Annotated in this window: 8 protein-coding genes; 7 read left to right on the plus strand and 1 reads right to left on the minus strand. The window is 60.8% G+C overall.

From position 1 onward, the window contains the following. Positions 1-16 precede the first annotated feature (16 nt). Complete coding sequence (rpmH, locus tag DW925_RS08450; protein WP_019127408.1) at positions 17-151, minus strand: 50S ribosomal protein L34; 135 nt, start codon at positions 149-151, stop codon at positions 17-19. Between the two features lie 345 nt (positions 152-496). Between rpmH and DW925_RS08455 the strand changes: the two genes are divergently transcribed. The 7 genes from DW925_RS08455 (at position 497) to gyrA (ending at position 11,644) form a co-directional block, all read left to right on the plus strand. Then, positions 497-1,849, plus strand: a complete 1,353-nt coding sequence (locus tag DW925_RS08455) for an ATP-binding protein (RefSeq protein WP_117790807.1) — start codon at positions 497-499, stop codon at positions 1,847-1,849. 15 nt (positions 1,850-1,864) lie between these two features. Further along, complete coding sequence (locus tag DW925_RS08460) at positions 1,865-3,589, plus strand: DnaA ATPase domain-containing protein (RefSeq protein ID WP_117790808.1); 1,725 nt, start codon at positions 1,865-1,867, stop codon at positions 3,587-3,589. Between the two features lie 238 nt (positions 3,590-3,827). Further along, positions 3,828-4,931, plus strand: a complete 1,104-nt coding sequence (gene dnaN / locus DW925_RS08465; protein ID WP_099432409.1) for a DNA polymerase III subunit beta — start codon at positions 3,828-3,830, stop codon at positions 4,929-4,931. Between the two features lie 9 nt (positions 4,932-4,940). Beyond that, entirely contained in the window at positions 4,941-6,047 is a 1,107-nt protein-coding gene (locus DW925_RS08470) for a DNA replication/repair protein RecF (protein ID WP_117584031.1), read from the plus strand. Continuing rightward, on the plus strand, positions 6,034-6,597 hold the full coding sequence (locus DW925_RS08475; RefSeq protein ID WP_117584032.1) for a DciA family protein: 564 nt from the start codon (positions 6,034-6,036) through the stop codon (positions 6,595-6,597). The genes DW925_RS08470 and DW925_RS08475 overlap by 14 nt, the downstream gene beginning before the upstream one ends. A 105-nt stretch (positions 6,598-6,702) precedes the next feature. Beyond that, positions 6,703-8,733 (plus strand): DNA topoisomerase (ATP-hydrolyzing) subunit B, encoded by a 2,031-nt coding sequence (gyrB, locus tag DW925_RS08480; RefSeq protein WP_117769723.1) that lies wholly within the window; start codon positions 6,703-6,705, stop codon positions 8,731-8,733. A gap of 202 nt (positions 8,734-8,935) precedes the next feature. Next, on the plus strand, positions 8,936-11,644 hold the full coding sequence (gene gyrA, locus DW925_RS08485; RefSeq protein ID WP_117790809.1) for a DNA gyrase subunit A: 2,709 nt from the start codon (positions 8,936-8,938) through the stop codon (positions 11,642-11,644). The last annotated feature ends 89 nt before the right edge of the window (positions 11,645-11,733 follow it).

An 11,733-nucleotide genomic window follows, 5' to 3' on the forward strand; every position in this document is an offset into this window, starting at 1 on the left:
GATGTGTGTATCGCTGCTAGACAGTGAGACGCTTGCGGCCCTTGGCGCGACGACGGGCGAGCACGGCACGACCACCCTTGGTGGCCATACGGGCACGGAAGCCATGGGTCTTGGCACGCTTACGCTTATTAGGCTGATACGTACGCTTCATCTTAAGTTCCTCCTGCTGCATTTCGAGTGTCCGCGGGGGCGCGGACGCAGATATAGACACGTGAGCTTGAAGATTGTAGGGAAATCAATGTTCAAATGTCAAGAAATCAAAGGTAAAAGGTTGCGCAGTTCACACGGTTCCCCCATAAGCCGAGCTCGATTTAGCGGTACATGGCAACTTTTCACGATATTTCATCGAGTTTTCAACAGGTCATGTTGGCAATGTTGAGAACTTTTCGTCCGTTTTCCAAAGTTTTCAACAGGTTTTGAAAAGTTGTCGAAAGATGAGAAACATTGCACGGTGAGCTACTATTTGTTCGAAACCTTTTGAAAGATTGCGAGCGGCATGTCTGACGACTTTTACACCATGGTCGATTCCGGAGACCCGGCACCCGACAACGAGCACATCACCGGCGTGCGCGAAGAGCGTAAGGAAGGCGAGCAGACGACCACGCAGGCGCCAAAAGCCATGTACGCCGCGCGCATCGCCGTCTATGACGACATGCTGTCGACACCGCGTGTGATCGTCATTGATCCGCAAGATGTCCGCACGTATTTGGAAGAGACGACCAACACCGTCTACCAGTGTATGAAAGAGCAAGGTGGCCACATCTCGCTCATGGTCATCCGCGAGATTGTCGAAAACTTTATCCACGCACACTTTGCCGAGCCCATCATCTCGATTCTGGACGGCGGAGACACCATCCGCTTTGCTGATCAAGGACCCGGCATCGACGACAAGGAGCGCGCTTTCGACTTTGGCGTTACCAGCGCAAACAGCAAGATGAAGCGCTATATCCGTGGAACAGGAGCAGGGTTTCCCATGGTGCAGGAGTATTTGGAAAACGCCGGCGGGGCCGTGTCCATCGAGGACAATATGGGCAACGGCACCGTGGTTACGGTAAGCCTGGACCCTAAACGCGTGCAGGAAATCGAACGCGCCGGCGGGCGCGGTGCTGCCGTGCGGCCCGAGACGGAGCAGCCCGCATATCCCCTGCCGGGAGCTTTTGCGCAGCAGCCCATGGCAACGCAACAGATGCAGCCCCCCGTGGGACAGATGCAGCAGCCCGGAATGCTTCCTACACAAGAGCCCCAGGCGGCATCGATGTCGATGCCGCCAAACGCGCCAGAGGCCATGCCGCTGGCGGATCAGGATGCAGCAGCAATGCAGCAGGCGACGGGGGCACCGGGTGGCCAGCAAATGGGCTATCAGCCGTACCAACAGGGATATCCATATCAGCAGATGCCGCCACTGGGGTATGGCCAGCAGTTCCCGCAGCAGTACCAGCAGGGATATCAGCAGCCGTACCAGCAGATGCCGCAGCAGCAGTACAACCCCTGGGCCCAGCAGATGACTCCGCAGCCTTACCAACAGTGGCCTCAAAGTTTTCAACAGCAAATGCCGCCGATGCAGAGTTCTCAACAACCAGCAGCTCAAATGATGTATCCTAATGCAGCAAATCAGTATGCGCAGCCACAGCCGGACGTGTTCGTAAGCGATCGCGGCAACGCCGCGCTGGGCTATCTGGCGCAAAATCAAGCGTGCGGTGCAACCGATCTGGCGAGGGCGTTTGGAAACTCGGCCCCCACTTGGTCACGCACGCTCAATGACTTGGCGCAGGCCGGCTTGGTCATCAAGCATGGCCAGAAATACCATCTGACCGAACTCGGCGCCGCTCGTGTGCGAGCTCAGAGCTAAAGAACGGGAGAGACAGTGGACGAGGAAGCAAGCATCATCCTGGGGGATGCCATCGCCTTTTGCCAGCGCGACGGCCAAGATGCACGCCTCATCAACATGCTGGGGCAATCGCGCGCCATAAGCCTGACCGAAGATACGCTCACGATCGAGGCCCCCTCGCGCTTTGCCATCGCGCAGCTCAAAAAGCATCAGCCGACTATTGAGGCCTATCTGGAAGAAATCGCCTTTGCTCCGATCGCGCTCGACATCGTGGCACCGCAAGGCGCAACGGCCGAATCCGCTGCCGCGACGGCGCCCGCCACGGCTCCCGCTGCTTCCCCTGCGGCGCCAGCCTCCGCAGGCGACGTGCCGACAATCGAGCACCAGCACAGCGATGTTTCCCGTGAAACCATGGCACCGTTGCCGACCGCCGCTGCGACGTCAACGAACGCACCCGTCACGCACATGCCCATCGCTCATGACGCAGCGGCGGGCGCGGATTCGGGCATTGCAATCAAGAACACGCTCTCGGCCGATGATTTTCGTCGCATGATGAACCAGATGAAGGGCGGAGCGCCGACTAAGTCCACGCAAGCCGCGACCCCCGCTTCACCCATGCCAGCACCGACCGTGCCGGCCGAGCAGAATACGGATGGAGCCCCACTCGCCGCGAACTCAAAATTTACCTTTGAGAACTTTGTCTACGGCCCCGAGAACAGCCATGCCTATCGCTCGGCACTCAAGTTTGCCGCCCTCGCGGACGAGCGCGGCACGTGCACATCGCTGTTCATCTACGGCAAATCGGGCCTGGGCAAGACGCACCTGCTGCTTGCCATCAAAAACGAGCTCGCCGAGAAGTCGCCCGAGATCAAGGTCAAGTATGCCAACTCCCAGGCATATCTGGACGACCTGATGACCGAGTTCGACCGCCAAAAGAAGAGCAACGCCCCTATCATGCAGGCATACCACGGCGTGGACGTGCTCATCATCGATGACATCCAAAACATCATCGGCAAGCGCGCGAGCGTGGACTACTTTTTCCAGCTCATGGACGAGTTCATCCGCAACAACAAGAAGGTCGTCATCGCGGCAGACCGCGCCCCCAAGGACCTGAGCATGGACGAGCGTCTGACCAGCCGCTTCAACGCCGGCATGCTCTGCCTGGTCGCAGAGCCCAGCTACGAGATGAAATACAAGATCTTGCAGCGCTATTACGAGAACACCATCGTCGCCGCTCCCGAGGCAGGCGACGACTCGCTGCTGGCGGCCTATGGGGGCGACAGCGGGCACCTGACCGACGACCACTTTAAACACATGGCCGAGGTCTCGGGCACCAACATCCGCGAACTCGAGAGCTTTTGCGAGCGCTGCGCCGGCGAGGCGGGCGACCGCGAGCGCGAGGGCGGGGAGCTCACCTTTGACGATATCGACGCCATCGCCAGCCAGTACTTCGACACATCGGCCAAAAAGATCAACGTCCAGACGGTTCAGTCCGTCATCGAAGAGCAGTACGGCGTGACGCACGAGGAGCTCATCGGCCCGCGTCGCAACGCCAATATCGCCAAGGCACGCCATATTGCCATCTATCTGGCCATCGAGATGTGCGAGATGACGACCACGGCGGTGGGCGCCGAATTTGGCAACCGCAACCACTCGACCGTCAGCACGAGCTACAAAAAGGTCCAGAAGATGATCCAGGAAGACCGCACCGTCACCGAAGACCTCAAGTCGCTGCGCGATAAAATTACACTGCGCTCGTAGGGAAATAGAGACACCTGTTGAAAACTTGTCGAAACCACGGGCATAAGGTGTCTAAAACCCAACCCGCGGTGATGAAAAGTTTTGCGCAGGTTTTGAACGTGGAAAACCACCCCTGTTGCACACAGGTTGCTGTCGATTCTCTTTCTGGGTCTGACCTGCGTCTTTGGGAGTAATCAACAGTTTCGTCAGTGCTATTACTATTATTAAGATATTTATATCTATAGAAAGGTATTAAAAGATGAAGTTCACCGTCAGCCAGAGCTCGCTTACACAAGCCATCGGCGTCGTTATGAAGGGTGTCGCTTCGGCATCCACCCTCCCCATCCTGTCGGGCGTGCTCGTTAAGGCCCAAGACGGCATCTTGGAATTCCAGACCTCTAACTACACCATCTCGATCCGTCATCGCATCGCGGCGCATGTCGAAGAAGAGGGCGAGATGGTTATCCCCTGTAAGATGCTCTCCAATATCACCAAGACCCTCCCCGATGCCCCGGTCACCTTTGAGCTGTCCGAGCGCCAGGTGCTGATTGGTTGCGAGAAGAGCTCTTTTAGGCTGAACACGCTCGATGCCAATGACTTCCCCGAGTTTCCGGCCTATGCCATCGAGAGTGCCGTGGAGCTGCCGACCGATGTCTTGTCCGAAATGGTCGGCCGCGTGTGGCGCGTCACCTCGACCGACAAGGCTCGCCCCATCCTGGGCGGCGTGCACATGAAGGTCGAGAACAACACCGTACGCCTGGTGGCGACCGATTCCTTCCGCTTGGCCGTGTGCGACACGCAGGTCGAGACCTCGACCCTCGAGGGATCCTTTGAGCTCAACGTTCCGGCTGACGCCTTTAACGACGCGCTGAACATCATGGCCAGCCAGGCGACCATCATGATCGGGGCTACCGACACCCAGGTCGTCTTCGAGGCCGGCAACACCACCTACGTTTCGCGCCGCATCGAGGGCGTGTACCCCAACTACAAGCAGCTCATCCCCGATTCTTGCGTGACGAGCGTCAAGATCGACGTCGCCGCCTTTAACGCCGCCCTCAAGCGCGTGGCCGTTATCGCGAGCGCCAACCCCGCCGTCAAGTTCGAGATCGATGTCGAGAACGGGCAGATGGGCCTGTCCTCCATTTCCAATGACCAGGACCTTGCGCAGGAGACGATCGATGTCGAGGCCGAGGGCGAGTCGGGTACCATCGCCTTCAACTACCACTACATCTTCGGCTGCCTCAATGCCCTGTCCAAGGAGAAGGAGATCACGCTGGAGCTCAAGAGCTACTCGCAGGCGGGCATCTTTAAGTCCTACGACAAGATCAACTACCTGTACCTGGTCATGCCGGTCCGCATCTAGCGCTGCGCCATGACCATGTTCGCCCGCGATCTTTCCGTCGCGCACTACCGCAGCTTCGATAGCTATCACCTTGCCCTGGACGAGGGCGTGACGATACTTGCGGGACCCAACGCGGCGGGAAAGACCAATCTCATAGAGGCGCTGCAGCTGCTGACGAGCGGCGCCTCGTTTAGGCATCCGACCGCAGCCGAGCTCGTCCATGACGGCGTGGGCTCGTGCAAGATCGAGCTGAGGCTCGAGGGCGACGGCCGCGTGCTTGATATGGGATTGAGCGCGGAGGACGGTAAGCGCTCGTTTAGCCGCAACGGCAAGAGATGCTCTGCCGCCGGTGTGCGCGGGGTTCTTCCGAGCGTGCTGTTTTGCCCCGACCATCTGGACATGGTTAAGCGTGGCGCCAGTGTGCGCCGCGCCGCCCTTGATGACTTTGGCATGCAACTGAGCGCACGCTATGCCGATCTTGCGAGCACCTATGGGCGCTGCGTGACCCAGCGTAACGCCTTGCTCAAGGAGACCTGGTGCTGCCGCGAGATGCTCGGCGCGTGGAACGATTCGATTGCCCGCGCGGGCTCGGCCCTGCTCGTGCACCGGTTGGCTCTGCTCGACCGGCTGGCGGGCCATGTGCACACTGCCTACGGGCAAGTAGCGTCAGGTGAGGCCGCCAACGTGACCTATGCGTCCACGCTGGGGGCTTTGCCCCAGGTCGAGGATCGCGAAGAGCTGAAGGGTTGGGCGTACGAGCGCATGCTGGCCGCCCTTGACGAGCATGCCGACGAGGAAATTCGCCGCGGCGTGACGTTGGTGGGACCGCATCGCGACGAGATCGAGTTTACCGTGGCGGGTCGCTCCGCCCGTTCATTTGCCAGCCAAGGACAGCAGCGCACGCTGGTGCTGTCCTGGAAGGTGGCCGAGGTTGCCGTGGCTCGCGATGTCCTGGGCACCGCCCCACTGCTGCTTTTGGACGACGTGATGAGCGAGCTCGACGGCGAGCGTCGCGGCGCTTTCCTGCGGCTGATTGGCGATGATATCCAGACGGTCATAACTACGACCAACCTGGGGTACTTTACCGATGACCTGCTTGATCGAGCCAAGGTGGTGAGCATGGGTGAGACGTGCTAATTACGAGCGCGAGAGCGAGACAGTCGCCTTCAGCGGGTTTTTGAACGCAGAGCGCCAGCGCATCCTGGCGGCTGCAACGCCTAAGCGCCGTGCGCAGATGGAGGCCGCCGAGGAGTCGCGCACGGTCTATCGCGCATGGAACGCGGTGTGCTCGGGCACGCGCGAGGGGCGGCATGTGACGGGACTGCGCTACCTGCCCGAGTCCAATGAGCTGCTGGTGTATCTCGACTCGCCCTCGTGGACGCAGGAAATGACGTTGTTGCGCGAGATCATCCGCGCGCGCATGGAGCGCGCCGGTGCGCATGTGGACGGCCTGGTGTTCAAAACCACCGCGCCCGGTCACACGCCGCCCGCCGCCAAGGAGCGCCTGCGCCCGGCGACGACCGAGCGCCCGCCGGCCCCGCACGCCGACCTAAGTGAGGCCGAGTGCACCGAGATCGAGCGCCAGGTGGCGCCCATCGAAGACCAAAAACTGCGCGAGGCCCTCGAGAATGCCATGAGAGCCAGTGCCGAGTGGGCCAAGGGCGTGCAAAGCAAAAAAGAGCCTTAAATCGCATCTGGTGGCCTTGTAGAGCCAAATACCCTCGGTCCCGAGGGTATTTTTTTACGATAAACTAGTAAGGCTGTACACATTTTCTTGACTGAAGGAGGACGTGTGGCAAACGAAAACGATTACGATGGCGGCGAGATTAAGATTCTCGAAGGTCTCGAGGCCGTTCGTAAGCGCCCGGGCATGTATATCGGCTCGACGAGCGCCAGCGGTCTGCATCACCTGGTGTGGGAGATCGTTGACAACTCCGTCGACGAGGCCATGGCCGGTTTCTGCACCGAGATCCAGGTGACGGTCCACGCCGACAACTCCATCACGGTCGTCGACAACGGGCGCGGCATCCCCGTCGACGAGCACCCTGTTAAAAAGATCCCGACGCTCGAGGTCGTTATGACGATCTTGCACGCCGGCGGTAAGTTCGATAACTCGGCCTATAAGGTCTCGGGCGGCCTGCACGGCGTAGGCATCTCCGTCGTCAACGCACTGTCCAAGCGCGTGGTCGTTCAGGTTCGTCGCGATGGCAACACCTACGAGATGGAGTTCTCGCGCGGCAAGACCGTCAAGAAGATGGAGGTCGTGGGCACCTCGGATTCGACGGGCACCACCGTCACCTTCTGGCCCGACGACGAGATCTTCGAGACCTGCATCTACGATTTCGATACGCTGCACAACCGTCTGCAGGAGACAGCGTTCCTCAATAAGAACCTCAAGATCGTGCTGACCGACGAGCGCGAGGCGACTCCCCACGTGGAGGAGTTTTGCTACGAGGGCGGCATCATCGACTTCGTCAAGTTCCTCAACGAGGGCAAGGACGTCCCCGAGGCCTTTAAGGAGCCCATCTACATCGAGGGCAAATCGGACCCGGACGCTCCCGTGGCCAAGATGGGCGAGGTCGAGGTTTCCCTGCAGTGGAATAGCGGCTACGGCGAGAACGTCATGTCGTTTGCCAACGACATCTACACTCCCGAGGGCGGCATGCACCTTGAGGGCTTCCGCACCGCGCTCACCCGCGTGATCAACGACTACGCGCGCAAACAGAACCTGCTCAAGGAAAAAGACGCCAACCTGACCGGCGACGATGTGCGCGAGGGCCTTTCGGCCGTTATCTCGGTCAAGCTGCCCGATCCGCAGTTTGAGGGGCAGACCAAGGCCAAGCTCGGTAGCTCCTATATGCGCGCGCTCACGCTCAAGATCGTGACCGACGGCCTCGCCGATTACTTGGAGGAGCATCCCAAGCCCGCCCGCGAGATCGTCAAGAAGGCGCAACAGGCCTGCAAGGCGCGCAACGCCGCCCGCAAGGCGCGCGAGGCGACCCGCCGCAAGAGCCTGCTCGAGACGGCGTCCCTGCCCGGTAAGCTCGCTGACTGCTCAGTGCGCGATGCCGAGCTGACCGAGCTCTTCATCGTAGAGGGCGACTCGGCAGGCGGTTCGGCCAAGGACGGCCGTCGCCGAGACATCCAGGCGATTCTGCCCCTGCGCGGCAAGATTCTGAACGTCGAACGCGTTGGTGACCATCGCGCGTTCTCGAGCGACACCATCCAGTCGCTGATTACCGCGATCGGCTGCGGCGTCACGACGAGTGCCGGCGACGGCGGCGACTTCGATATCACCAAGGCGCGCTACCACAAGATCATCATCATGACCGATGCAGACGTCGACGGTGCGCATATCCGCATCCTGCTGCTGACGTTCTTCTACAAGTACATGCGTCCGCTGATCGATGCCGGCTACGTCTATGTTGCCTGCCCGCCCATCTTTGGCATTAAGGTGCGCAACAAGATCCACTACGTGTATCCCAACGGCCGCCAGCCCGAAGACGAGATCCTGCGCGACACCATCCAGAGTCTGGGCCTGAACCCCGACGATAACGACGAAGACGGCAAGGCCAAGGATGGCAAGATCACCAAGAAGCGCAAGGGCTATACCGTCCAGCGCTACAAGGGTCTGGGCGAGATGGACCCCAAGCAGCTCGCCTCGACGACGATGGATCCCAAGACCCGCATCCTGCAGCGCGTGTCGATCGAGGATGCCGTGGTGGCAGACCGCGCCGTGCGCGAGCTGATGGGTTCCGAGGTCGGCTATCGCCGCGAGTACATCGAGAAGCACGCGCATGATGCACGATTCTTAGATGCCTAACCTGTTCGGCTTTCCCAGCCATCGCACCTCCGCTCTCAATCGTCGGTCGCGTACCCAAGTACGCTTCCCTCCTCTTTCGAGCGAATCTGCGGCACCTGGAAAAGCCGTCTCCGTCCTAGTGACGGGGACGGGGACTATCTGATTTGGACCACGCAAACCATGAGGAGGTAACGTGGCAGACGATATCAACAATAACGAGGGTATGGACGAGGCCGGCGACGCCGGCATGCCCGATGATCTGAAGCGCCTGCTTGCCCGTGCTGAGCAGGGCGAGGACGGCGATCCGGACGCCTATAACCCCGATGCCGATGATGAGGAAGAGGACGACGACGCCGAGCTCGAGGAGAGCTTTGGCGAAGTCGACCGTGGCGCCTCGGCCGGCGAGGATATCAACGGCGGTCAGCTCCAGATTTCGGAGTTCGGCCGCGAGATGAAGCAGTCGTTCATCGAGTACTCGATGTCGGTCATCACGGCGCGCGCCCTGCCGGACGTGCGCGATGGCTTAAAGCCGGTGCACCGTCGCATCCTGTACGCGATGAACGAGAGCGGCATCTACCCCAACCGTCCGCACAAGAAGTCGGCCTGGACGGTCGGCGAAGTTATCGGTAAGTACCATCCGCACGGTGACTTCGCGGTCTACGAGGCCATGGTCCGCCTGGCGCAGTGGTTCTCCATGCGCACGCCGCTCATTGACGGTCACGGCAACTTCGGCAATATCGACGGCGACGGCGCCGCCGCCATGCGTTACACCGAGAGCCGCCTGGCAAAGCCCGCCATGGAGCTCCTGCGCGACCTGCAGAAGGACACCGTCGACTGGCAGCCCAACTACGACGAGTCGCTCGCCGAGCCCCAGGCGCTGCCCGCGCGTTTCCCCAACCTACTGGTCAACGGCAGCCAGGGCATCGCCGTCGGCATGGCCACCAACATCGCCCCGCACAACCTTACCGAGGCGATCGAAGCCACGTGCTACCTGATCGACAACCCCGACGCCACCGTCGACGAGCTCATGCAGATCATGCCCGGTCCGGACTTCCCCACCGGTGCCACCATCATGGGCAGTGCCGGCATTAAGCAGAGCTACGAGACCGGCCGCGGTTCCATTACCGTGCGCGCCAAGGCTCATGTGGAGTCCACCAAGACCGGTCGCAGCCGCTTGGTCTTTACCGAGATTCCCTACATGGTCAACAAGGGCACCCTGCAGGAGAAGATCGCCCAGCTCGTCAACGATAAGCGCATCGAGGGCATCTCGGATATGCGCGATGAGTCCAACCAGAAGGGTATCCGTCTGGTCATCGAACTCAAGAAGGGCGTCATCCCGCAGGTCGTGCTCAACAACCTGTACAAGTACACCTCGCTGCAGACGACCTTTGGCGCCAACAACCTGGCGCTTGTCAACGGCGTTCCCAAATGCCTGAGCCTGCGCGAGATGCTGCAGCACTACATCGACCACCAGGTCGACGTCGTCACCCGCCGCACCCGCTTTGACCTCAAGAAGGCCCAGGCGCGTGCCCATATCCTCGAGGGCTATCTGATGGCTCTCGACCATATCGACGAGGTCATCAGCATCATCCGCTCCTCGCAGACCGATTCTGAGGCCAGCAGCCGCCTGATCGAGCGTTTTGGCTTTACGCCCGAGCAGACCACGGCCATTCTCGAGATGAAGCTGCGCCGCCTGACCGGCCTGGAGCGCGACAAGATCCAGGAAGAGCTGGACGGCCTGCGCCGCGCCATCGCCTACTACGAGGACCTGCTGGCGCACGAGGAGAAGATCCTGGGCGTCATTAAGGAAGAGATGCGCGAGATCTCCAAGAAGTTCGGCGATAAGCGCCGCACCGAGATCAGCCATGTCGAGAAGGACCTGGACGTCGAGGACCTCATTGCCGATGAGGACATGGTCGTGACCATCACCCACACCGGCTATGTCAAGCGCATCCCGGTGGCCGCCTACCGCGCCCAGAAGCGCGGCGGCAAGGGCGTGTCGGGCGTCAACCTCAAAGAGGACGACGTCATCGACGAGATGTTCATCGCGTCCACGCACGAGTACGTGCTGTTCTTCTCGAGCAAGGGTAAGGTCTATCGCCTGAAGGTGCACGAGCTGCCGGTGGGTACGCGCCAGGCGCGCGGTACCGCAATCGTCAACCTGCTGCCCTTCGAGGAGGGCGAGAAGATCGCGAGCGTCATCAGCTGCCGCGAGTTCCCTGCCGACGAGTACCTGATGTTTGCCACCAAGAGCGGCATGGTCAAGAAGACCGTAATGAGCGCATATGACCGCAGCCGCCGCGACGGCCTGATCGCTATCAACCTGCGTGACGACGACGCGCTGCTGAACGTGCGCCGCGTGCGCGAGGGCGACAAGATTATCCTGGCCACCACCGCGGGCAAGGCGATCATGTTCTCCGAGGAGCAGGTGCGCGCCACCGGCCGCGATACTAGCGGCGTTCGCGGTATCGGTATGAAGGACGGCGTGAGCGTTCTGGGCATGGAAGTCACTAACGGCAACGGCGATCTATTCGTCATCACCGAGCGCGGCTACGGCAAGCGCACGCCGGTCGCGGACTACCCGGAGCAGAATCGCGGCGGCCAGGGCGTCTACACCATCCAAATGACCGAGCGTAAGGGCAACCTCGCGGCCATGAAGACGGTGGGCCCGCAGCACGAGTTGTTCATCGTGACGGAGGGCGCGACGGTCATTCGCGTCAAGACCGACGAGATCAGCCAGACTGGCCGCGCTACCCAGGGCGTCAAGATGATGACCGTCGACGACAACGACCGCATCTGCGCCGTAGCCCGCATGACGGCCGCCAAGGAGAAGCCCGAAGGCGAAGGCGCCGAGGCCGCAACCGACGCCGAAGAGGCCCCAGTCGACCTAGGCGACGGCAACGACATGCCAGAGGATCTCCTAGACGAGTAAGAGGCCCTAGCTGGTAGAAAATATCAGACCCCATATATCGGCGGTCGGCGCACCTGCGCGCCGACCGCTTTTTTGAAAACCTTGGGACC

The organism is Collinsella sp. AM43-1, from assembly GCF_003467925.1.
GTDB lineage: Bacteria > Actinomycetota > Coriobacteriia > Coriobacteriales > Coriobacteriaceae > Collinsella.

Bases quoted from the DNA above. Each gene is read 5' to 3' on its own strand.
- DW925_RS08470 (WP_117584031.1), top strand. From the start codon at position 4,941: ATGACCATGTTCGCCCGCGATCTTTCCGTCGCGCACTACCGCAGCTTC.
- rpmH (WP_019127408.1), bottom strand. From the start codon at position 151: ATGAAGCGTACGTATCAGCCTAATAAGCGTAAGCGTGCCAAGACCCAT.
- gyrA (WP_117790809.1), top strand. From the start codon at position 8,936: ATGGACGAGGCCGGCGACGCCGGCATGCCCGATGATCTGAAGCGCCTG.
- dnaN (WP_099432409.1), top strand. From the start codon at position 3,828: ATGAAGTTCACCGTCAGCCAGAGCTCGCTTACACAAGCCATCGGCGTC.
- DW925_RS08455 (WP_117790807.1), top strand. From the start codon at position 497: ATGTCTGACGACTTTTACACCATGGTCGATTCCGGAGACCCGGCACCC.